The following is a 22,039-nucleotide window of genomic DNA, read 5'->3' as shown; positions in this document are numbered from 1 at the left end:
TCCACACTGGGGACGAACTACACTGGTGTCATTCCCGGTGCTCACGGGCCCGGTGTCTAGGGTCGGGGCATGTTGCGCCGTGCCGAGATCGAGCTCAAGACCCCCGGCGAGGTGGACGCCATGCGCGAGGCGGGGCGCGTGGTCGCCCGCTGCCTCGACGCCGTGCGCACCGCCGCCGCGCCGGGTGTCTCGCTCAAGGAGCTCGACGGCGTCGCCCACGACGTGATGATCTCCGCGGGCGCCGTGCCCGCGTTCCTCGACTACCACCCCCAGTTCGCGCCGACCCCGTTCCCGGGCGTCATCTGCGCGAGCGTCAACGACGCCGTCGTGCACGCGATCCCCGGGCCCTACCGGCTCGCCGAGGGTGACCTGCTGAGCATCGACTGCGGCGCGTTCCTCGACGGGTGGTGCGGGGACGCGGCGTTCAGCGCCGTCGTCGGCGCCGACCCCGACCCGGCGGACCTCGAGCTGATCGCCACCACCGAGCGCTCGCTGGAGGCGGGCATCGCCGCCGCGGGGCCCGGCGCACGGCTCGGCGACCTCGGGGCCGCGATCGGCGCCGTGGCCCGCGGGGCCCGCTACGGGATGCTCGCCGACCACGGTGGCCACGGCATCGGACGCGCGATGCACGAGGCGCCGCACGTCCCGAACGAGGGCAAGGCCGGCAAGGGCCTGAAGCTGCGGGCCGGCATGGTCATCGCGATCGAGCCGATGCTGCACGCCGGCGGTGGCGACGACTACGTCCACGACGGCGACGGGTGGACCCTGCGCACCGCCGACGGCAGCCGGGCGGCGCACGCCGAGCACACCGTCGCGATCACCGACGTCGGACCGCGGATCCTGACGCTGCTCTGAGCGCGGGCAGGGCTCCGACCCCTAGCTCTGGCTGCTGGCGCGTTCCTTGCTGTCGTCCTGCGACGCCGAGCCCTGCGACGTGCCCTCCTGCGGCGCGTCGGCGCGCTCGCGGTGCGCCTTCTCCCACTCGGTGTCGTCGCGGGCGGCGTCCTGCCCGCCGTCCCGGCCGGACGAGGACGGCTTGCGCCGGGCCCGGCGGCGATCGAGGCGGTGGAGCTGCCCGTTGCCGTCACGGCCCCAGTGGGTGCCGTGCGAGTCGGTGAAGCGCATCTCCGGCACCGCGGGGGCCGAGTACAGCTCCTCGCGGCTGACCTCGTCGGCGCCGAAGGGCAGCGAGTGGGTCTGGTCGCTGGCGGGCGGCAGCAGGGCCATCGAGACGCTGTGCTGCTCCTCGCTGGACGGCAGGCTGAACAGGCACCGGACCTGGAAGACCGGCGAGTCGCCGCCGTTGTGGACGCACAGCACGTAGTCCTCGTCGCGGCCGTGCCGCGCGCCCTCGTCGAGCCACGCCGTGACGCCCTGGGCCTGCTGTTCCTGCCGGACCTCGACCTGGTCCTTGCGGTTCAGCAGCATGATCCACACGTAGGCGGCGAAGCCGAGCAGGGAGCCGGCGCTGCCGACCGCCGACACCCACTGGGCGGCGAGTTGGGAAGTGCTCATCGGTGCGGGTCACCTCGGGGGACGATCTGGGGAGTTCCGGACGAGGAGGTGCCCGGAGCGGGCGCCGTCTACGCTCCCGCCTCGTGAGCGCCCCGCCCCGCCCGACACCGCCCGCCGACGCCTCCCCCGGGGCGATCATCCGCTGGACGATCGACGTGCTCAACGCCCACGACGCGGAGCCGCTGCGGCAGGTGTTCGCCCCGGACATCCGGGCCCGGTACCCCACGCGCACCGCGCACGGGCGCGACGAGGTGGTCGGGTTCTTCTCCGGCCTGTTCGCCGCCGTGCCGGACGTCGCGTTCACCATCCAGGGCATGGCCGCGCAGGAGGGTGACGTCTTCCTGCGGTGGCGCATCACCGGGACGCACTCGGGGGCGGACTGGGAGGGCATCGCCGCCACCGGGGCGCGGGTCGACCTCGACGGGATCGATCACTTCGTGGTCGAGGACGGGCGGATCGCGAGCAACTTCGTCGTCTTCGACCAGATGCAGTTCGCCCGCCAGATCGGGCTCCTGCCCGCCGACGGGTCGCGCGTCGACGTCGTGCTCAAGCGCGGCTTCAACGCGCTGGCGCGGCGACGCGCGGGACGCTAGCCCGCGCTGGGCTTGGCGCCGTCCTTGCGGCTGCGGCCCTGGGTGCCGCCCCGGCCGCGGAACTCGACGCCCGCGTCGACGAGCAGGCGGCGCACGCGTCCGATGCTGTAGCCGGTCTCGGCGCAGATTTCCCGGATACTGGCGCCCTTCTGGTACCGCTTGAGCAGCTCGCTGCCCAACTTGGAGCGCTCCGCCCCCGTCACCCGCTGGTTGCGCGCCAGCTCCGGTGTCTTCGCCATGCGGGGCAGTATCACAGCGCGTGGCCGAATGCCGCCACTATCGGGGATTACTCCTGAGTCAAGCGGTCGGACGCGTACTGCGAACGAGATCAAGGTACGTCCGACGCCGTAGTGCGGTGACGCGGCGTGAGAATATCTGTCCGGCCGTGTACTACCTGTAGGCGCGGAACTGGCGTCCGCGCGGCGTGACGTCCTCCGCCGACTCGGCGCCCCAGCTGGCCCAGCCGGACCGCGGATAGCGGGCGAACATCTCCAGGTACGGGCCGGGGGAGCACGCCTCGATGAGGTCGTAGGCCTCCTCGGGCTTGCGCGAGTGCTCCCGCTTGCGCGTCTCGAGCATGTTGACCTGGCGCCGCCCGGGCTCGAGCGTGCGCAGCGACCCCCGCACGCCGAAGAGGATCAGCTCGGTGACGTTGCGGAAGTAGAACCCGACGCCCCGCCCGTCCGGCCCGCCGTCCTTGCGGCGCTTGGCCCACACGAGGTTGCTGACGTAGCGGAAGCCCCAGCCCTGCATCACGGCGAGACCCTCGGGGAGCAGGGCGTTCGGCACCCACAGGTAGAGGTGGGCGTTGGCCGACACGACGTCCGCCACGGGCAGCGCGGCGATCTCGGCGGACGTCATCGTGTCGTAGCGGTCGAGCCGCCGGTGCTCGGGCGCGACCTTGCCGGTGCGGTTGGTGAACCGCCACGGGGGGTCGGCGTACACGCAGGACCAGCCGCCCGCGGTGCGCGGGAGCGCGACCTGCTCCAGGGGCGCCGCGTCCACGCGCAGCGGCGTGGCGCGCTCGCGCCGGGGACCGGGGTCAGCGGTGTCGGGACCGGCGTCCGCCGCCAGGGTCATCGTCTCGGGCCTCCTCGCCGGGATCGGGGTGAGCGGGACGCTAGTGCCGCCCCCCGACAGCCCCTCGGGACCGCTCGGGTCGCTCCGGTCCGTCACGGCGCGAACTCGTCGGTGAGCATCAGCGGCGCGGGCCGCGCCGGCCGGTCGCGCTCGCCGTCGGCGGGGACCCAGCAGCGGCGGGAGATCGCCACGGCCAGCAGGGGGCAGCCGCCCGCGTCCCCCCGCGTCATGCGCGACTCGAGCTTGCCCAGGTGGGTGGTGGTCGACGTCGAGAGCCGGCTGCGGACCTCGTCGTCGCTGCGCCCGGCCGCGCGGGCCAGCTCGCGGGCGAGGTCGCGCAGGTCGTCGTGGGTGCGGGTGAGCAGGACCGCCCCGTCGATGAGGCCGGCGTCGTAGAGGGCGCGGTAGGCGCCGATGTCGCGGTCGAGGTTGCCGTCCTTGGCGTTCCACTCGACGTCGAGGGCGACCCGGCCCTTCACGTTGTCGACCTTGTAGCCCTCGTTGACGACCTCGCTCTCGCGGACCGTCACGCCGGCCTCCCCGGCCGGCGCCCAGGGCTGCACCTGCAGCCGGGAGGTCACGACCGTGTCGACGCGGCCCTCCCGCCACCCCCGCGACCGGAACGCGGCGTTGAGGCGCGCGGCGAGCCGGGACTCGTTGCCGCCCGCCTCGACCAGGTCCGCGGTGGTGAGGGCGAACTCGGCGAGGACCGCGCAGACCTCGCCGAACTCCACCGCGCTCGTGGCCGCCAGCACCGCGGCGGCGTTGCGCGTCTCGCGGAGCTCGTAGCGCTCCGCGATCCCCGGCGGCAGGACCGTCGACCACCCCTGCGTGAGCTCCATCGCCGCACAGTCTCGCACCACGCCGGCCGGGGGACGGCCGTCGGCGCCGCCGACCGGCGGTGGTCCCGACGGCCCGACCCCGGGTCGCCGTGTGACCCCGGGCACGGCGACGCAGCGTGTCGTCCCTAGGGTCGCTCGAATGGGTCACCACCTCGCGACGGCCGGAGGTCGGCCGCGGTGACCGCCACGGCACCCCAGCCGGTTGTGCGGCCGGAGGTCGGGCCGGAGGTCCGTCCCGGGGCCGGCCCGGCGGTGCGGGCCGCGGCGCGCGTGGCCTGGCGCCCGGTGCTCCTGCTGGCGGGGGTGGTCGCGCTCGTCCACCTGGTCAGCTCCGCCTGGTACGGGGCGTTCGGCGACGAGCTGTACTTCGTCAGCGCGGGCCGCCACCTGGCCTGGGGGTACGCCGACCAGCCGCCGCTGGTGCCGTGGCTCGCCGCCGCGCTCGACGCGATCGCGCCGGGGAACCTCGTCGTCCTGCGCCTGCCGGCCACGCTGACGAGCGCGGCGCACGTCGTGGTCACCGCGCTGATCGCGGCCGAGATGGGCGGGCGGCGCCGCGCGCAGCTGCTCGCCGGCGCCGCCACCGCCATCTCGCCGTTCCTCCTCGCGACCGGCCACCTGCTCGCGACCTCGACCATCGACCCGTTCGGGTGGGCGGTCCTGCTCTGGCTCGTCGTGCGGTGGATGCGCACCCGGCAGGACCGCGTCCTGCTCGCCGCCGGGCCGGTCCTCGCGGTGGCCCTGTCGGTCAAGTTCCTCGTCCCCGTGCTCGTCGCCGGGCTGGCGGTCGGCGTGCTCGTCGCCGGTCCCCGCCGGCTGCTCGGTCGGCCGGCGCTCTGGCTCGCGCTGGTCGTGGCGGCGGCGTCGACCGTGCCGACGCTGCTCTGGCAGGCGACGCACGGCTGGCCGCAGCTGCAGATGGGGTCGGTGGTGGCGGGCGAGGGCGGCCTGACCGGCAACCGGTGGTCGTTCCTCCCGTTCGCCGCGTGGGACGTCGGGCTCGTGCCGGGCGCGGTCCTCGCGGCGCTGGGGCTGTGGGGACTCCTGCGCCTCGAGGTCCTCCGGCCCTGGCGCGCGGTGGGGATCGCCGTGCTCGTCACGACCGCCGCGATGATCGTCGCCGGCGGGCGGCCGTACTACGTGATGGGTCTGGCGGCGGTCCTCCTCGCCGCCGGCGCCGTCGTGCTGCAGGACCGGCGCCCGGCACGGTGGTGGGGCTGGTCGACCTCCGTCCCGGCCTACGTCGCGTCCGCGCTGGTCGTCGCCGTGCTCGGGCTGCCGCTCGGCCCGGTGGCCTGGCGCGTCGAGTGGGGCGACTTCCTCGCCGCGGGCCAGGTCGGCTGGCAGAGCCTCGCCGCCGACACCGGCGCCGCGTACCGGTCGCTGCCGCCCGACCAGCAGGCGCACACCACCGTGCTCGCCTTCTCCTACTGGTACGCCGCGGCGCTCGACGTCCACGGCCCCGCCGCCGGGCTGCCGCCGGTGTACAGCCCGCACCGCGGGTTCGCGTTCTTCGGCCCGCCCCCGGACACCGCCACCGCGGCGATCCTCGTCGGCGACGTCGAGGGCGCCGAGGAGCTCTGCCGCACGATCGCCCCCCTGCCCCGCCACGTCGACCCGGCGGCGAACGCGGTCATCAACGGCGACGTCCCGCTCTCCCTGTGCACGCTGCGGGTCCCGTGGTCGGCGGCGTGGCCGTCGATCACGCACATGCGCTAGCCCCATCATGGATGCGTGAGATCCCGCGCGCTGCTCGCCGTCCTCCTGCTGGCGGCGGTGGTGGGGTGCGCCGGGCACGCCGCTCCGAGGGCTACGGGGGGTCCAGGGGGTCCGGCGCCGGGGGCGCCGTCGATGGGCACCAACGGCGCCGCGGTCCCGGCGCTCGACTGGCGCTCGTGCGGCGCCCACCAGTGCGCCGACGTCGTCGTGCCGCTCGACTACCGGCGCCCGTCCGGCCCGACGATCACGCTGGCGGCGCTGCGGATGCCCGCGACCGATCCCGCGGCGCGCATCGGCACGCTGATCGTCAACTACGGCGGCCCGGGCTCACCGGGGACGTCGAGCCTGCGGCGTCTCGCGGGCCGGTTCGACGCCCTGCGCGCCCGCTTCGACCTGGTGACCGTCGATCCCCGCGGCACCGGGGGCTCGGCTCCGGTGGAGTGCGCCCCGTTCGGGGGCGACCGGGTGCCCGCGCCCGTCGGCCCGGCCCGGACACCGGCGTTCTGGGCGTCGGCCGCCGAGCCGGGACGGGCGTGCCTGGCCGGCACCGGGGAGCGTCTCGGCCACCTCTCGACGGCCAACGCCGCGCGCGACGTCGACCTCGTCCGCCAGGCCCTCGGCGAGGAGACCGTCAGCCTCTACGGCTACTCCTACGGGACGTACTCCGCGGCCACCTACGCCAACCTCTTCCCCTCCCACACCCGCGCGATGGTGCTCGACGGCAGCCTCGACCTCGTCGCCAACGCGGCCGGCGCGCCGGGCACCGAGCGGGTCCCGGTGGACGTCCGGGCCGCGGTGAGCGAGGCGTGGGAGGAGGCCTTCGGCGTCGCGCTCGACCGGTGCGCCGCGGCACCCACGTGCCCGCTCGGCCCCGAACCGCGGGCCCGGGCCACCGACGTCGTCGCCGCGGCCGGTGCCTCGTCCGCCGAGGTGGTGGCCCGCATCGACCGCGCCCTGCAGACCGAGGGACGCCTTCCCGGGCTGATGCGGTCGCTCGCCGCGCTCCCCGCGCCGCCGTCGGGCGGTCGCATCCCCCTGCCGGCGACGCCATGGGCTCCCGAGCACTCGCCGTCCTACCTCGCGATCCAGTGCACCGACAGCGTCACCCCGTCGGCCGCCGACATGGACGCGGCGGTCGTCGCCGAGCAGGCCGCGCACCCGATCGTCGGGGCGTCGACGGCGCTCAACCACGCGATGTGCGTCGACTGGCCGGCCATCGACCCGGACCGCTACCTCGGCCCGTGGAACGCCCCGCTCGCGGCGCCCGCACTGTTGGTCAACTCGCGCTGGGACCCGACCACCCCGCTCGCCGACGCGCGTGCGACGGCCGCCCAGCTCGCGGCGGCGAACGTCCTCGTCGTCGACGCCATCGGCCACACCACCCTCGACGCGCCCAGCCGCTGCGCCGCCGAGGCCTATACGGCGTACCTGCTCGACCCGCGGGTCACGCCGCCCGAGCGGTGCCCCGCCGGGCTGTGAGGGTGCCTCCGGCATGTGAGCACTTTCGCGTGCTCCAGCACGCGAAAGTGCTCACATGGCCGAAGGCCACCTACTCGTCGTCCCGCAGGACGACCTCCGGCAGGTATCCGTGCTGGTAGAGCCGCTTCTCGCGCACCATCGGCGAGAACAGCGTGGCCATGAACAGCGTCGAGAACAGCACGAACAGGGGCAGGGCGACCTTCAGCCACACCGGGCCGGGCAGCAGCGCCAGCAGTGCCGCCGGCGTGGCCTGCACCGCGGAGCGGGCGAGGTGGCGCAGGAACCACGTGCGGCAGGTCAGGTCGTGCAGTACCCACGGCGCGTACCGCACCGGAAGCCGCGCCCCGAACGCGTAGGCGATCCAGCGCAGGGCGCCGGGACGGGTCACGGCGTCCCGACGGTCGCGCGCTCCCGGGTCCGGAGTCCCAGCGCCGTCGCCGCGACGTGGGCGAGGTGCACCGGCTCGTGGCCGGCGTTCTCGAGCTGGCGGATCTGGGTGCGGCACGAGAAGCCGTCGGCGAGCACCGCGGTGTCCGGGTCCGCGGCGCGCACGGCGGGCATGAGCCCCCGCTCCGCGCACGCCGTCGATACCTCGTAGTGCCCGTCCTCGAACCCGAAGTTGCCCGCGAGCCCGCAACAGCCCTCGTCGAGCACCCGGACGTCGACGCCGAGCGCGTCGAGCACCGAGCGGTCGGCGTCGAAGCCCATCGCCGCGTACTGGTGGCAGTGGATCTGCGCGACGGCTTTCGTCGTCGTCGTGACCTGCGCCCGCAGCTCGTCGGTGTGCTTCGCCAGGACCTCGGCGAGCGTCCGCGTCGACTTCTCCAGCCGGACGGCGTCCTCGTCGTCGGGGCCGAGGAGCTCGACGACGTCCTGGCGCAGCGCGGCGGTGCACGACGGCTCGAGGCCGACCACCGGGACGCCGTCGTCCAGCCACGGCTTGACGACGTCGAGGCTGCGCCGCGCCACCGCGCGGGCCGTGTCGAGCTGGCCGGTGGTGTGCCAGGTCAGCCCGCAGCACACCTGGCCGTCCGGGAGCTCGACCCGGTAGCCGAGGTGCTCGAGCACGGCGATCGCGTCGAGGGCGAGCTCGGGATCGAACGCCGCGGTGAACGTGTCGGGCCAGAGCAGCACGCGGGGCTTCGTGCTGTCGGCGTGCGCGCGCCGGGCGCCGACGAGGCGGCGCAGCGGCTTCGGGGCCAGCGGCGGGATGTCGCGCTGCGGGGCGATGCCACCGAGGCGCTTGGCGATCGAGGCCAGCGCGGGGCGGCGGACGAGGGCGTTCGCGACGCGCGGGAGGCCGGGGACGGCGTCGGCGAGACGCAGCCAGCGCGGCAGGTGACCCATCGACCAGTGGCTGCGGGGGCGCTTCGTCGCGCGGCCCTGGTAGTGCTGGGCGAGGAACTCGGCCTTGTAGGTCGCCATGTCCACGCCCACCGGGCAGTCGCGCTGGCAGGCCTTGCAGCTCAGGCACAGGTCGAGGGCGTCGCGGACCTCGGTGGAGCGCCAGCCGTCCGGCACCAGCTGCCCGGAGGCCATCTCGAAGAGCATCCGCGCGCGGCCCCGCGTCGAGTGGGACTCCTCGCCGGTGACCCGGTAGCTCGGGCACATGTAGCCGCCCGAGTCCGAGATGCACTTGGCGACGCCGATGCAGCGCCGGCTGGCGCGGGTGAAGCTGCCGCGGTCGTCGGTGTAGGCGAGCTCGGTCGTCGGGCCGATCGTGGGGACGCCGACGAAGACCTTGAGGTCCTCATCCATCGGCGCCGGGTCGACCACGCGGCGCGGGTTCATCCGTCCCTCGGGGTCCCAGGCGTTCTTGAACGCTCCGAACGCCTCGAGCAGCTCCGGGCTGTAGGTACGGGCGAGCAGCTCGGCGCGCGCCTGCCCGTCGCCGTGCTCGCCGGACACCGACCCGCCGTGGGCGGCCACGAGGTCGGCGGCGTCGGTGAGGAACGCGCGGAAGTTCGCCAGGCCGGGGCGGGTGAGCAGGTCGAAGTCGATGCGCACGTGCAGGCAGCCGTCGCCGAAGTGCCCGTAGTAGGCGCCCCGACGGCCGTGCCTGGCCAGCAGCGCGTCGAACTCGCGCAGGTAGGAGCCCATCTGCGCCGGCGGCACCGCGGCGTCCTCCCAGCCCGGCCAGGCCTCGCCGCCGTCGGGGGAGCGGGTGACGATCCCCGACCCGTCCTCGCGGATCTTCCACAGCGCACGCTGCGCCGTCGGCTCCGCCACGACCTTGACGCTCGCGCCGTAACGGGCCATCTCGCGCCCGATCGCCTCGGCCTTCGCCGTGGCCTCCGCGCGGTCGGCGCCGCCGGTCTCGACGTAGAGCCAGCCCTTGCCCTCGGGCAGCTGCTCGTGCGTGCGGTCGTCGGGGCGGCTCGCGCGCAGGGCCCCGATGACGCCGGTGTCCATGCCCTCGATCGTCAGCGGGTGGTGCTCGCGGATCGGCATGACGTGGTCGGCGGCGACGTAGGCGTCGGGGAACCCGAGCACGCACAGCGCCCGCGCGGGCGGCGACTCGACGAGGTCGACGGTCGCCTCGAGGATCGTCGCGCACGTGCCCTCGGTGCCGACCAGCGCGCGGGCGAGGTCGAAGCCGTGGTCGTCGAGCAGCTCGTCGAGGTTGTAGCCGCTGACCCGCCGGGTCATCCCGTGGCCGAGCAGCTCGTCGCGTACGAGGCCTTCGTAGCGGTCGCGCAGCGCGGCCAGCTCGCGGTAGATCGCGCCCTCGCGGCCGGGGCGCGCCATCGCGGCCGGTAGGTCGGGCGTGCGGCCGACGCCCATCCGCGTGCCGTCGGCGAGCAGGACCTCGAGCGCGCGGACGTTGTCGACGGTCTTGCCCCACGCCACCGAGTGCGACCCGCAGGCGTTGTTGGCGATCATCCCGCCGAGCGTGCAGCGGTTGTGCGTCGACGGGTCGGGGCCGAACGTCAGCCCGTCCGGGCGGGCGGCCTCGCGCAGGTCGTCGAGGACGACGCCGGGCTGGACCCGCGCCGTCCGGGCGTCCGGGTCGATGTCGAGCACCCGGGTCATGTGGCGCGAGAAGTCGACGATGACCGCCTCGTTGACGGCCTGGCCGCCGATGCTCGTCGACGCCCCGCGCGGCAGCAGCGGGACGCCGTGACGGCGCGTGACGTCCACGACGGCCTCGACGTCGTCGACGTCGACGGGCTGCACGACGCCGATCGGCACGTGGCGGTAGTTCGAGGCGTCCGCCGACCACATCGCCTTGCTCGCGGTGTCGAAACGGACCCGCCCGCGCACCGCCGAGCGCAGGTCCTCGGCGAGCAGGGAGTCGGCGGACGATCGACGCATCGTGGTCATCGCGGATCAGTCTGCGCCGGTCCGGGTGCCTTCGCCGTCCGGGGTCGGCGTGCGTGTGTCGCAACGAACGTGGCGTTCGCGGCTTCTAGGCGCGCGAAGTCCCCGTTCGCTCGGCGGGCGGGTCGGCGACGGGCGTCCGGCGCGCGCGGTCGAGGAGACCGGTGCGGGCGTCCGGGGCGTCGAGGAGGACCAGATCCGCCCGGGCGCCGGGGACGACGTCGTGGTGCTCGTCGCCCAGCAGCGCCGCGGCGTCGACGGTGACGGCGTCGAGGAGCGTGTCGAGGTCGACGCCCTGCATGTGCCCGAGCAGCAGGGCGGTGTCGACGGGGTCGACGGTGCCGAACGGGGTGAAGGCGTTGCGGACGTTGTTCGACGAGCAGGCGACGCGCACCCCGGCGTCGCGCAGCTCGCGGACCGGGGCGGAGGCGCCGACGAGGTAGAGGTCGGTCGGCGGGAGGACGACGACGCCGACCCCCGCCGCGGCCAGCGCGTCGGCGGTGCGCCGGCGCCGGTCGGGGTCGAGGCCGGCGAGGGTCGTCACGTGGCCGAGGACGACGCGGCCCTGCATCCCCGCCGCGCTCGTCATCGTCGCGATGTCGGCGGCGAGGTCGTGGCGCGGGTCGGTGGCACCCCCACCCGCCCCGGCGGCGAAGTCGGCGTGGACGTCGACGGGGACGCCGTGGTGCTGGGCGAGGTCGAGGACGTCGCGGACGTGCTCGCGGCAGGCGTCGACGTCGTCCTCGGCGTAGCTGCACGCCCCGAGGACGTCGGCGCCGCGGCGCAGCGCCTCGACGAGGAGGTCGCGGGTGCCGGGCCGGGCCGCGATGCCCTCCTGCGGGAACGGGACGACCTGGAGCTCGATGCGTCCGGCCCACTCCTCCCGGAGGGCCAGCAGGACGTCGAGGCTGGTCAGACCGACGGTGGGGTCGACGTCGACGGGGGTGCGGACGCGGGTGGTCCCGGCCGCGTGGGCCCGGCGCAGGACGTCGGTGGCGCGGGCGCGGACGTCGTCCGGGGTGAAGGCCTTCTTGCGCTCCGCGGTCCGCGCCACGGCCGCGTCGAGCCCGGCGTCGGGGTCCGGGCCGGGGTCGAGCATCGCCTTGTCGAGGTGCAGGTGCGGTTCGACGAGGCCGGGCAGGACGGTGCGTCCCCCGCCGTCGAGGACGGTCCGTCCCCCGCGGTCGAGGTCCGCGCCGACCGCGGCGATCCGGCCGCCGTCGACGGCGACGTCCACGGGCCCCGCGTGGTGGCGGGTGCGGACGTCGGTCAGGAGGTAGGTGTCGCGAGCAGCCACGTGAGGTCGGTACCCGCCGCGAGCTCCTCGGGCTCGTGCCCGCGGCGGAAGAGGCGCGCGGTGTGGCCGTCGAGGGTCAGCGTGCCGGCCGTGGCGTGGAGCCAGGCCCCTTCCCGCAGGCCGACCACCGCGACGGCGTTCTCCTGGTGGAACTCGTGGATGCGCTCCTCGCGGGTCTCGCCGCGGTGGGTGGAGTGCGGGTCCGCGTCGAGGTAGTGCGGGTTGATCTGTACGGGGATGCGGCCGACGGCGTCGTAGCCGCCCGGGTCGACGATGGGCATGTCGTTGGTGGTCATGATCGTCGGGCAGGCGAGGTTGGAGCCGGCGCTGGCGCCCGCGTAGCGGAGGTCGGTCCGCGCCCGCAGGGCGTCCAGGACCCCGTTGTCGCCGGTGCGCCGCCGCAGGCGGAACGTGTTGCCGCCGCCGACGAAGACGGTCTCGCGGTCGGGGTCGGCGTCGCGGAGGGTCGCCGCCGGGTCGGGCTCGCGGTGCAGGCCGCGGACGTCGAGGGGACCGAGGACGTTCTCCAGCGCGTCGGCGACGAACCCGGTGTAGGCGTCGAGGTCGTCCCCGGCCCACGGCGCGAACCAGAGCGTCCGGCCGCCGAGGTGCTCCCGGAGCGCGTCGGCGGCGTGCGCGAACGGCACCGCGGCCCCGGGCGGGCGGGAGTTGGAGAACAGCAGCGCGTCGGCGGGCAGGTCGGGCACGCGGCGATCCTCGCCGTCCGGTCACGGTGGCCGACGCACGGGGTGGTGTCAGCCTGGCGGCCACCCGCGGCACGCAGCGCAGCGGAGCTGCCGCGCCGGAGGCCGGACACAGACGTTGAACGTCAGTATTTCCGCAGGCTCGATCCGGGCGGGATGTCGCGTCGGAGTCAGGAGCGCCATCCGCCTCACACCGCCATCCGGGGTGCACAACGCTCTCCTGATCACCACCGGTGGCGAGGCGTCAGCGCGAGCTGGGGGCTTTCCTGACCCTATCGGCGTGCTGTGTTGGATTGTCAGCGTGGCCGCGAGGCTGAAACACCTCGCGAGCCCCATCGCGGGTTCTCGGCGTGTCGCGTCGGCGAGCGTGTGGCGATCCTGGCGTGACACGCCAGGAAAGCCGCATTCCTCGCACGTCAGACCGGGGTGCGCGGGGGGACGGCGGGGGTGCCGAGGCCGACGAGGCGCAGGGCGCCGGGGGCGTCGGCGGGCACCACCGGCGTGCGGGGCGCGACCGGCTCCACCCGCCGGTACGGCGACCCCAGCGCCGGGCGGGGGTCGGGCTCGCCCTTGTTCGGCCACAGCGCCATCGCCCGCTCGGCCTGGGCGGTGATCGTCAGCGACGGGTTCACACCCAGGTTCGCCGAGAGCGCCGAGCCGTCGACGACGTGCAGGCCGGGGTGCCCGTAGAGGCGCTGGTAACCGTCGATCACGCCGTGCTCGGCGTCGGCGCCGATCGGGCAGCCGCCGATGAAGTGCGCGGTCATCGGCATGTTCACCGCCTCCCCCCAGGTGCCGCCCGGGTCGCCGTCGATCATCTCGGCCAGGCGACGCGTGGTCTCGTTGGCCGCCGGGATCCACGTCGGGTTCGGCGTGCCGTGGCCCTGGCGGGAGACGAGCCGTCCGAACCGCCGGCGCACGGTGATCGAGTTGTCCAGCGACTGCATGACCAGCGCGATGACCGTGCGCTCCGACCAGTGCCGCTTGTCCAGGGAGCGCGCGAACGTGCGCGGGTGGCGCACCATCCCGCCCAGCAGCTTGAGCAGGCGCGGCACCCGCCCGCCGCCGTCGGTCATGAGCGTCGTCAGCAGGCCCATGGCGTTCGAGCCGCGCCCGTAGCGGCAGGGCTCGATGTGGGTGTCGTCGTCCGGGTGCCACGACGAGGTGATCGCCACGCCGCGGGTGAAGTCGCGCGGCCCGCCCGGCTCCGGGGCGCGGCGCGCCATCGCCCCGACCAGCGCCTCGGAGTTGGTCCGCGTCAGCTCGCCGAGCCGTCGCGACACCCGCGGCAGCACCCCGGTGTCGCGCAGCCGGTGCAGCAGCGACTGCGTGCCCCACGTGCCCGCGGAGAGCACGACCTGGTCGGCGGTGAACGTCGTCCGCCCCCGCCCCCGCGTCGCGCGGGTCTCGACGGTGTAGCCGGACGACGACGGCCGGACCGTGCGGACCGTCGTCTCCGGGTGCACGACGGCTCTGGCCCGCTCGGCCAGCGCGAGGTAGTTGGTCTCGAGGGTGTTCTTGGCGCCGTGCCGGCAGCCGGTCATGCACTCGCCGCACTCGAGGCACCCGGTGCGCTCCGGTCCCGCGCCCCCGAAGAACGGGTCCGGGGACGTCACGCCCGGTCCGTCGCCGAAGTACACGCCGACCTGCGTCGGGCTCACCGTGTGCCCGCGGCCCCGCTCCTCGGCGACCTCCCGCATGACGACGTCCGAGGGCGTCACCGACGGCTGGGTGACGACGCCGAGCATCCGCGTCGCCTGCTCGTAGAACGGGTCCAGCTCGTCGCGCCAGTCGGTCATCGACGCCCACTGCGGGTCGCGGTAGAACGCGTCGCTCTTCGGCCGGTAGAGCGTGTTCGCGTAGTTCAGCGAGCCCCCGCCGACGCCCGCGCCCGCGAGCACCACGACGTCGCGCAGCACGTGGATGCGCTGGATGCCGTAGCAGCCGAGCTTCGGTGCCCAGAGGAAGTTCCGCACGTCCCACGACGTCGCCGGCAGGGTCTCCGGCGTGAACCGCCGGCCCGCCTCGAGGACCCCGACCCGGTAGCCCTTCTCCGCGAGCCGCAGCGCCGTGACGCTGCCCCCGAACCCGGATCCGACGACGAGCACGTCGTAGTGGTGTGGTGGCACCGCAGGAAGGTAACCCGTGGGTAGCTGTAACACCAGGTCACAGGTACATCAAGGTGTCACGATCACCTTGCCCACCGCGCCCTGCTCCACCGCCTCGTGCGCGGCCACGACGTCGTCGAGGCCGTAGCGGGTCACCGGCAGCGGCGAGAGCGCGCCGGCCGCCGCCGCGTCGCCCGTCCACGACACCGCCGCGGCCAGCTCGTCGGACGGCACGCCGTAGAGCAGCACGTAGCTGATCGAGGTGTTGGCGACCATGAGGCGGCGGGTCGGGATCACCGGGTCGTCCGGCTCGTTGGCGTAGACCGCGATCACCGTGCCCGCCCCGGCGACGGCCAGGTCCAGCTCGAGGTTCGTGCCGAGCGCGACCTCGATGACGCGGTCCACACGCTCGGCGAAGCCCTGGACCCGCTCGATCAGCCCGGGCTCGCGGTAGTTGACCACGAGGTCGGCGCCCGCGGCCCGCGCCAGCTCGGCCTTCTCCTCGGAGCTCACGGTGGTGACGACCCGCGCGCCCGCGTGCTTGGCCAGCTCGATCGCGTAGTGCCCGACCGCGCCGGCGCCGCCGGCCACGAGGACCGTCCGGTCGCGCAGGGCCTCCCGCCCCTCGCCGCGGACGAGCAGGCAGTGCGCCGCGGTCACGGCCGGCACCCCGAGGCAGGCCCCGAGCTCGTCGGGCGCGTCGCCCGGCAGCGGCACCGCCCGCTCGACCGGCACGACGGCGTACTCCGCCGCGGTGCCCCAGCGGTTGCGGAACGCGGCGAGGTGCAGCCACACCCGCTGCCCCTCGAGGGACGGGTCGACCCCCCGGCCGACCGCGTCGACCACCCCGACGCCGTCCTGGTGGGGGATCTGGAACGTCTCCGGGTCCTGGCCGGTGAGGCCGGCGCGGGTCTTCCAGTCGGTCGGGTTGACCCCGGACCCGGTGATGCGGACACGGACCTCGCCCGCCCCGGGCTCGGGCGTCTCGACGTCCTCGACGGAGAGCACCTCGGCGGCCGGTCCGGTCCGGCGGTAGATCGCTGCCTTCATGCCGGGCAGGTGCCCCGGGAGCGCGCAACTTATCCGGCGTTCGTGTGCAGCTCCTGGAACGCCGCGGCGAGCGTCGCCGGGGTCTGGTGGGCGTTGAGCCCGCTGGGGTTCGGCAGCACCCACAGACCCGTCGGGCCGAGCATCCGTTCCTGGCGCCCCGCCGCCGCGCGACGCTCGCCGAACGCGATGCGGTACGCGCCGATCCCGACCACCGCCAGCCACCGCGGTCGGACCTCGGCGACGAGCGCGCGCAACCGCTCGCCGCCGGCCACCAGCTCGGCGTCGTCGAGCTCGTCGGCCCGCGCGGTGGCCCGGGGCGCGACGTTCGTGATCCCGAGCCCGAGGCCGGGCAGCAGGCCCTGCTCGGCCGGCGCGAACAGCCGCGGGGTGAAGCCCGAGGCGTGCAGCGCCGGCCAGAACCGGTTGCCCGGGCGCGCGAAGTGGTGGCCGGTGAGCGCCGACACCAGCCCGGGGTTGATCCCGCAGAACAGCACCCGCGGCGGCGGGTCGCCGGGACCGGGCAGGACGTCGGGCAGCAGCCGGGACCGGGCGGCCTCGAGCTCCTCGCGGGTCGGCACCACCGGAGTATCCAGGCGGGAGTATCAGGGCAGCTCGGTCACGAGGACGCGCGCGGACCGGCGGGCCTGCACCTCGACCATCCGCCCGACACCGACGAACTCGTTGCACAGCAGGAACAGGTGCCGGCCCTCGGGCCCGCCGAGGACGCACGAGAAGCACGGCAGCGGCGTCTCCACACGGTGGGTGACCTCGCCGCCGTCGAGCACGCGGACACACGCCCCGGGTGTCGCGTCGGGGTCGCCGGTGTGCGCGGCGGTGTCGGCGGTCTGGGTCCAGATCCCGCCCGCGGCGTCGACGGCGATGCCGTCGGGCCCGAGACCGTCCGCCCAGGTCCGACGCCCGTGCAGCCCGCCGTCGGCGGTGATGGTGAACGCGGTGAGGCGCCCGGCGACCGACTCCGCGACGACGAGTGTCGTGCCGTCGGGGGTGATCACCATGCCGTTCGGGAAGTCGATGTCCTCGGCGACGCGGCGGGAGGTCCCGTCGGGCACGAGCAGGTCGATCCAGCCCGGGTCGGGCATGCCGCCGGACGGCCCGCCGAAGGTCCCGTCGAAGCCGTCGACCCAGAGGTGGCCGTGCGCGTCGGAGACGATCTCGTTGGCGCTCCGTGCGTGCAGGACCGTGGTCGTGCCGTCCGGCTCGTGCCGGGTGACCGCGTCGCCCGTGGTGACCAGGCGGCCGTCGGGCAGCCAGTCGATCGACCAGCCCATGCGCGCCGGACCCGGGGCCATCACCTCGGCGCGGCCGTCGAGGTCGACCGCGACGACCTCGCCGACGCCCCAGTGCGCGAACCACAGACGGCCGTCGTGCCAGCGCGCGGACTCGACCATCGCCAGCCCGGTCAGCAGCGTCCGCGGAGGCGGCAGGTGCTCGATCATGGGTGCTCCTTCCCGTGTCGTCGGGGACAACGAACGGCACCACCCGCAATCGACAGCGGCCCGGAATCGACAGCGGCCGATCGCCGTCCCCATCGGCCGGTCGCGTCCCCAGGCCGCGGAACCCGAGGGAGCCGTGACCGCGCGGGGTGCGTCGGAACCGGTGTGGACGACCAGGACGGGCTGCGGGTGCGGCCCGAGGAACTGCGGGAGACGGGGGCGGCGTGTGTCGCCGCCGCGCTCGAGGCGCCGGCGGCCGCGCCGGGGGAGGCGGTGCGGACCGTCGAGGTCCTGCCGGGTGGGCGGGCCGGACCGGCGGCGGGTGGGCTGGCCGATCGGTGGGAGGCGGCGCTCGCGGGGTGGTGCGCCGACCTCCTGACCCACGGCGAGGCGCTGGCCGCGGGCGCGCTGGCCTACGCGGCCGGGGACGGCGCCGCCGCGAGCGGGCTGACGGCAGGGTCGGCGGTTGGGGGCGGCGACGAGCACGGGACGGGCCGGTGACGGCGCTCGGCGTGACGGTCGCGGCCGCTCGCCTGGTGGTCGCGCGCCGGCGGCTGGCCCGGGCGGGGGAGGTCCTCGCCGCGCCGGTGCCCGGATGGATCGGCGCCGCGGCCACGGCGGCGGAGGCGTCGCGCGTCGCCCTGCTCGGGGCGCACGAGGGCCTGCTGGACGAGCTGGACGCCGTGCTCCGGTCCCTCGGGGTCGCGGCGCTCGCCCTCGGTGCCGGCACCCCGCCCCTCGTCGTGGACGCGGCCCTCGCCGCCGCGCTCGCCGCCGCCGGCGCGCAGCCCACCGTCACGATCCCGGCGGCCACCGCGCCGGCGGGAGCCACCGTCCCCGGACTGGCGCCCGAGGCGGTCGCGCGGTGGTGGAGCGACCTCGACCCCGAGGCGCGGGCGGCGCTCGAGCGGGATCGTCCGGCGCTGGTCGGTGGCCTCGACGGGCTGCCGGCCGCGGTGCGTGACCGCGCCAACCGGCGGGTCCTCGCGGCCGCGCAGGCCGAGGCGCGTGCCGAGGAGACCGCAGCCCGCGACCGCCTCGCCCGCTCCCGCCACCCCGTCGAGCTCGCGCGGGCCGGCGGCGAGCTGCACGAGGTGCGGGCGCGGCTCGCGCGGCTCGGCGCCGTGGCCGCCGCGGTCGACCGTCCCGGTCGCGCGCTGCTCGACCTCGAGGTGGACCGGCACGCGACCGTGGGCCAGGGCGTGCGCGCGGCGGTGGCCCAGGGTGACGTCGACACGGCCGCGCACGTCGGCGTCGTGACGCCGGGGTTCACCACCGGTGTCGACGAGCTGCCGGGACGCCTCGAGGAGCTCGGTGCCCTGATCGACGCCGCCGGGCCGGGGACGGCCGCGGTCGCCTGGTACGGCTACGACGCCCCGCAGCTCGACGAGGTCGCCGACCCGGACCGCTCGGTCCTGGGCCGGGCGCCCGCCGAGGAGGGCGGCCGGCGGCTGGCCGCATTCCTCGGCGGCCTCGACGCCGCCCGGCCCGGCACGGGCGCCGACCCGCACCTCACCGCGGTGGGCCATTCGTACGGGTCGATGGTGACCGCCGCCGCGCTGGACGACCGCGGGGCGGCGGGGGCGGACGACGTCGTGTACCTCGGCAGCCCGGGCGTCGGCCCGACCCCGGGGCGACCGGCCGGCCACGCCTGGGTGGTCGAGGCCACCGGCGACGCGACGGCCGACACCGCGTGGTTCGGCCCCGACCCCAACCGCATGCCGGGCGTCACCGGCCTCTCGGCCCGCGAGGTCGCGCTGCCCGACGGGCGGGTGCTCACGGAGTCGCGGGGCCACCACGGCTACCTGACACCGGGGTCGACGAGCGCGGAGAACGTCGCCGCCGTGGTCGGCGGCCGCCCGCAGGACGCGGTGCTCGACCGGGGCATCGACGCCGGGGACCGGCTGCGACGGCTGGTGGGCCGGTGATCGGGGGTCGGTGATCGGGAGCTGAGCGCACGAACGGCCCGACCCCGGTCCTCTGGGGACCGGGGACGGGCCGTACCGACGAGCGAACGCGGGAGCGGCTGCGCCTGCCTGCTGCTCCGGGTTACTCCTTGCCGCCGGTGGCGGGCTTGTCGGAGGACACCGCGCCGTTGGGGCTCTGGCCGCTCACGGCGTCGGTGGCCGTGTGCGTCGGGATCTCCTGGGCGCTGGCCTGGGCCGGCGTCACCGGGGCGGACCCGGCCGCCCCGGCCGGCTTGTCGGCCGACACCGGCCGCGGGCGCGGCGCGGGCGGCGGCGGGGGCGGCAGCTCCGGCTCGCGGCGGGTGGCCACGACGGCGGCACCGACCCCGACCAGCGTGAGGACGGCGAGCCAGAGGCCCCAGCGACGGCGCTTCTTCGGCTCCTCGGGCTCGATGCGGGCCGCGAGGTCCTTGCGCACCGAGGTCAAGCCCTCCTCGAGCGAGCCGCGCACCGACTCGCCGAGGTCACGCAGCTCGTCGGCGCTGGTGGGCACCGGCGAGTCCTCGAGGCGCTTGCGCGCCTCCTTGGCGTAGGACTTGGCCTGCTTGCGGGCTTCCTTGGCCGCCTTGTTGGCGCGCTTGCGCGTCTCCGCGCGAGCCTCCTGGGCCCGGGCGCGGGCCTCGGACTGGGCCTCCTCGGCGCGCTGGCGGGCCTCGGCGCGCGCGTCGAGCACGCGCTGGCGGGCCTCGTCGGCGGCCTTGCGGACGTCCTTGCGGACCTCCGCACGCTTCTTCGCGCCCTGCTTGCGGGCCTTCTCACGGTCCTTGCGGGCCTGGGCGGCGGCCTTCTGCGCACGCTTCTCGGCCTTCTTGCGGGCGCGCTGGCCCTCCTTGCGCAGATCGTCCAGGTCCTCCCTGGCGCCGATCAGAGTCTTGCTGCTCAACGACTTCACCTCACTCGTCGGTGGGCGGCCATGATGCCCCCGGCCTTGTCGTGCAGGTGCCCGACCCGCCGGGGTGTCACACCCTCTACTCCATTCGAAGGTCGTCACCGCTCTAGTGGCACGATGGCCCGGTGACCTCCGCCGACACCTCGACCGCCACGCTGCACACCACCAACGGGGACATCAACCTCATCCTCTTCGGGAACGAGGCGCCCAAGACCGTCGCGAACTTCGCGGGTCTGGCGACCGGTGAGCAGTCGTACAGCGAGCCCAACGCCAAGGGCGGCAGCAACGGGCCGTTCTACGACGGCACCATCTTCCACCGCGTCATCGCGGGCTTCATGCTGCAGACCGGTGACCCCACGGGCACCGGCCGCGGTGGCCCGGGCTACAAGTTCGCCGACGAGTTCCACCCCGACCTGCGCTTCGACCGGCCCTACCTGCTCGCGATGGCCAACGCCGGCCCCGGCACCAACGGGTCCCAGTTCTTCATCACGGTCGCGCCGACCACGTGGCTGAACCGCAAGCACACGATCTTCGGTGAGGTCGCCGACCAAGCCTCGCGCGACGTCGTCGACTCCATCGCCGCCACCGCGACCGGCCCCGGTGACCGGCCCGTCCAGGACATCACCATCACGTCGGTCACGGTCGGATCCTGAGCGGCACGACCGTGAGGGCGGCGTGACCGCCGGGCCGGAGGCGACGCCGCACTGCGTCCGGCACACCGACCGGCCGACGGCGCTGGCGTGCACCCGGTGCGGCCGACCGGCGTGCCCCGACTGCCTGCGCCCCGCGCCAGTCGGCGCGCACTGCGTCGACTGCGTGGCCGAGGCGAACCGCGCGGCGGCGAGCACCCGGCCGCGCGGGGTCGGCGGTGGCCGGCAGCGCACGGACGCGCGGCCCGTGGTGACGACGACGCTCGTCGCCGTCAACCTCGTCGTCTTCGTGCTCACCGCGCTCTCGGCCGGCAGCGTGTGGGAGAACTACGCCTCGCCGTGGGTGGAGGCCACCTGGCTGGTGCCCGACGACGTCGCGGCCGGCCAGTGGTGGCGCCTCGTCACGGCGGGCTTCCTGCACATCGGACCGCTGCACGTCGCGTTCAACATGGTCGCGCTGTGGGTGCTGGGCCGCGATCTCGAGCTGGTGCTCGGCCGGTTGCGGTTCTCGCTGCTCTACGGGGTGTCCCTGCTCGGCGGCTCGGTCGCGGTGGTGCTGTTCGGCGATCCGTCCCGGCCCGTGGCCGGCGCCTCCGGCGCGGTGTTCGGGCTGATGGGCGCGCTGCTCGTGGTGCTGCGCCGCCTGCAGCTCAACCAGGGTCCGGCGCTGCTGACCATCGGCATCAACGTCGTGCTGAGCTTCACGATCCCCGGGCTGTCGCTGCTCGGGCACCTCGGCGGCCTGGTCACGGGCGTGCTCGTGGCCGCGGTGCTCGTGCACGGCCCGGCCCGGTCACGCCCCGCGGCCGGGCTCCTCGCCGTCGGGGGGATCGTCGTGGTGCTGGTCGTCCTCGTCGCGGTCCGGTCGCTCGCCCTGACCTGACCGGCCCTGGCCTGACCGACGCCGCCCCGCGCGCGCCCGGTGCTCCTGGAGCGCGTCCGCGACCTCGACCGGGTCGGTGCCGAGCTCCATGCGGCCCAGCACGAGCAGCCGGTCGGTCCCGTCGTCCCCCTCGTCCCGCACCTCCACCTCGAGGTACGCCGCGGGCAGGCCCATCCGGCGCATCCGCACCGCGCGGACGGCGTCGACACGCGTCCACGGCCAGGCGCGCCGGCCCGAGACGCCACGCAGGGCGAGGCCCTCGTCGTCGGCGCGCAGCCGCGGCCGGGCGAACGCCCCGAACGCGGCGCCCAGCGCGAGCGCGAGCGCCGCGAGGCCGGTGAGCAGGCGTCCGGGCGGGTCGGTGGCGGCCAGCGACCACGCACCGAGCCCGAGCGCGCCGGCCGCACCGAGGACGACCGCGGGCCACGGCGGGGCCCAGGAATCGCTCACGAGGACTTGTCCACAGGGTCCGTCCACAGCGGTGGACG

At 75.4% G+C, this 22,039-nt stretch carries 22 protein-coding genes; 8 read left to right on the top strand and 14 right to left on the bottom strand.

Annotated features, from left to right (window positions below; genetic code table 11):
* Positions 1 to 69: 69 nt before the first annotated feature.
* On the top strand, positions 70 to 855 hold the full coding sequence (map, locus tag WCD41_RS09975; protein ID WP_337713237.1) for a type I methionyl aminopeptidase: 786 nt from the start codon (positions 70 to 72) through the stop codon (positions 853 to 855).
* 21 nt (positions 856 to 876) lie between these two features.
* Here map and WCD41_RS09970 read toward each other — a convergent pair whose 3' ends face one another.
* On the bottom strand, positions 877 to 1,515 hold the full coding sequence (locus tag WCD41_RS09970) for a hypothetical protein (RefSeq protein WP_337713236.1): 639 nt from the start codon (positions 1,513 to 1,515) through the stop codon (positions 877 to 879).
* Between the two features lie 83 nt (positions 1,516 to 1,598).
* On the opposite strand from WCD41_RS09970, the gene WCD41_RS09965 reads away from it, so the two are divergent.
* Complete coding sequence (locus tag WCD41_RS09965) at positions 1,599 to 2,108, top strand: ester cyclase (RefSeq protein WP_337713235.1); 510 nt, start codon at positions 1,599 to 1,601, stop codon at positions 2,106 to 2,108.
* Here the strand turns inward: WCD41_RS09965 and WCD41_RS09960 are convergent.
* The 3 genes from WCD41_RS09960 to WCD41_RS09950 form a co-directional block, all read right to left on the bottom strand.
* Positions 2,105 to 2,347: a helix-turn-helix domain-containing protein gene (locus tag WCD41_RS09960; RefSeq protein WP_337713234.1), complete on the bottom strand. Its 243-nt coding sequence runs from the start codon at positions 2,345 to 2,347 to the stop codon at positions 2,105 to 2,107. The genes WCD41_RS09965 and WCD41_RS09960 overlap by 4 nt on opposite strands.
* A 151-nt stretch (positions 2,348 to 2,498) precedes the next feature.
* Positions 2,499 to 3,188, bottom strand: coding sequence for an MT-A70 family methyltransferase (locus WCD41_RS09955; protein WP_337713233.1), 690 nt, complete (start codon positions 3,186 to 3,188; stop codon positions 2,499 to 2,501).
* A gap of 92 nt (positions 3,189 to 3,280) precedes the next feature.
* A complete protein-coding gene (locus WCD41_RS09950; protein ID WP_337713232.1) occupies positions 3,281 to 4,030 on the bottom strand; it encodes a BglII/BstYI family type II restriction endonuclease in 750 nt (249 codons plus the stop codon).
* A gap of 177 nt (positions 4,031 to 4,207) precedes the next feature.
* On the opposite strand from WCD41_RS09950, the gene WCD41_RS09945 reads away from it, so the two are divergent.
* Positions 4,208 to 5,749, top strand: coding sequence for a glycosyltransferase family 39 protein (locus WCD41_RS09945; protein ID WP_337713231.1), 1,542 nt, complete (start codon positions 4,208 to 4,210; stop codon positions 5,747 to 5,749).
* Between the two features lie 15 nt (positions 5,750 to 5,764).
* The gene (locus WCD41_RS09940) at positions 5,765 to 7,228 is read left to right on the top strand and encodes an alpha/beta fold hydrolase (protein WP_337713230.1); all 1,464 of its coding nucleotides are present in this window, start codon (positions 5,765 to 5,767) and stop codon (positions 7,226 to 7,228) included.
* Between the two features lie 70 nt (positions 7,229 to 7,298).
* On the opposite strand, the gene WCD41_RS09935 is transcribed toward WCD41_RS09940, so the two are convergent.
* From WCD41_RS09935 to WCD41_RS09900, 8 genes are all read right to left on the bottom strand, one after another.
* Complete coding sequence (locus WCD41_RS09935) at positions 7,299 to 7,616, bottom strand: DUF5313 family protein (RefSeq protein ID WP_337713229.1); 318 nt, start codon at positions 7,614 to 7,616, stop codon at positions 7,299 to 7,301.
* A complete protein-coding gene (locus tag WCD41_RS09930; protein ID WP_337713228.1) occupies positions 7,613 to 10,552 on the bottom strand; it encodes an FAD-binding and (Fe-S)-binding domain-containing protein in 2,940 nt (979 codons plus the stop codon). Before WCD41_RS09930 ends, WCD41_RS09935 begins: the two co-directional genes overlap by 4 nt.
* 85 nt (positions 10,553 to 10,637) lie before the next feature.
* Entirely contained in the window at positions 10,638 to 11,846 is a 1,209-nt protein-coding gene (locus WCD41_RS09925) for an amidohydrolase family protein (protein WP_337713227.1), read from the bottom strand.
* The gene (gene pepE, locus WCD41_RS09920) at positions 11,819 to 12,553 is read right to left on the bottom strand and encodes a dipeptidase PepE (RefSeq protein ID WP_337713226.1); all 735 of its coding nucleotides are present in this window, start codon (positions 12,551 to 12,553) and stop codon (positions 11,819 to 11,821) included. The genes WCD41_RS09925 and pepE overlap by 28 nt, the downstream gene beginning before the upstream one ends.
* 413 nt (positions 12,554 to 12,966) lie before the next feature.
* A complete protein-coding gene (locus tag WCD41_RS09915; protein WP_337713225.1) occupies positions 12,967 to 14,679 on the bottom strand; it encodes a GMC oxidoreductase in 1,713 nt (570 codons plus the stop codon).
* 48 nt (positions 14,680 to 14,727) lie between these two features.
* On the bottom strand, positions 14,728 to 15,708 hold the full coding sequence (locus tag WCD41_RS09910) for an NADPH:quinone reductase (protein WP_337713224.1): 981 nt from the start codon (positions 15,706 to 15,708) through the stop codon (positions 14,728 to 14,730).
* A 29-nt stretch (positions 15,709 to 15,737) separates the two neighbouring features.
* On the bottom strand, positions 15,738 to 16,286 hold the full coding sequence (mug, locus tag WCD41_RS09905; RefSeq protein ID WP_337713223.1) for a G/U mismatch-specific DNA glycosylase: 549 nt from the start codon (positions 16,284 to 16,286) through the stop codon (positions 15,738 to 15,740).
* A gap of 24 nt (positions 16,287 to 16,310) precedes the next feature.
* On the bottom strand, positions 16,311 to 17,165 hold the full coding sequence (locus WCD41_RS09900) for an SMP-30/gluconolactonase/LRE family protein (protein ID WP_337713222.1): 855 nt from the start codon (positions 17,163 to 17,165) through the stop codon (positions 16,311 to 16,313).
* Between the two features lie 162 nt (positions 17,166 to 17,327).
* On the opposite strand from WCD41_RS09900, the gene WCD41_RS09895 reads away from it, so the two are divergent.
* Positions 17,328 to 17,663, top strand: coding sequence for a hypothetical protein (locus WCD41_RS09895; RefSeq protein ID WP_337713221.1), 336 nt, complete (start codon positions 17,328 to 17,330; stop codon positions 17,661 to 17,663).
* Complete coding sequence (locus tag WCD41_RS09890) at positions 17,660 to 19,090, top strand: alpha/beta hydrolase (RefSeq protein WP_337713220.1); 1,431 nt, start codon at positions 17,660 to 17,662, stop codon at positions 19,088 to 19,090. The genes WCD41_RS09895 and WCD41_RS09890 overlap by 4 nt, the downstream gene beginning before the upstream one ends.
* A 121-nt stretch (positions 19,091 to 19,211) precedes the next feature.
* Here the strand turns inward: WCD41_RS09890 and WCD41_RS09885 are convergent, their stop codons facing one another.
* A complete protein-coding gene (locus WCD41_RS09885) occupies positions 19,212 to 20,012 on the bottom strand; it encodes a hypothetical protein (RefSeq protein ID WP_337713219.1) in 801 nt (266 codons plus the stop codon).
* Positions 20,013 to 20,143: 131 nt separating this feature from the next.
* Between WCD41_RS09885 and WCD41_RS09880 the strand changes: the two genes are divergently transcribed.
* Together WCD41_RS09880 and WCD41_RS09875 are read left to right on the top strand one after the other, a co-directional pair.
* Positions 20,144 to 20,671, top strand: coding sequence for a peptidylprolyl isomerase (locus tag WCD41_RS09880; RefSeq protein WP_337713218.1), 528 nt, complete (start codon positions 20,144 to 20,146; stop codon positions 20,669 to 20,671).
* Positions 20,672 to 20,693: 22 nt separating this feature from the next.
* A complete protein-coding gene (locus tag WCD41_RS09875) occupies positions 20,694 to 21,551 on the top strand; it encodes a rhomboid family intramembrane serine protease (RefSeq protein WP_337713217.1) in 858 nt (285 codons plus the stop codon).
* On the opposite strand, the gene WCD41_RS09870 is transcribed toward WCD41_RS09875, so the two are convergent.
* Positions 21,462 to 22,001, bottom strand: a complete 540-nt coding sequence (locus tag WCD41_RS09870; RefSeq protein WP_337713216.1) for a PH domain-containing protein — start codon at positions 21,999 to 22,001, stop codon at positions 21,462 to 21,464. The two genes, WCD41_RS09875 and WCD41_RS09870, sit on opposite strands and share 90 nt — an antisense overlap.
* Between the last annotated feature and the right edge of the window lie 38 nt (positions 22,002 to 22,039).

Origin of the sequence: Actinomycetospora aeridis, assembly GCF_037400275.1 — a bacterium.
GTDB classification, from domain to species: Bacteria; Actinomycetota; Actinomycetes; order Mycobacteriales; family Pseudonocardiaceae; genus Actinomycetospora; species Actinomycetospora aeridis.
Note: the sequence above shows the minus strand (reverse complement) of the source record. Positions and strands in the feature narration are given on the sequence as shown.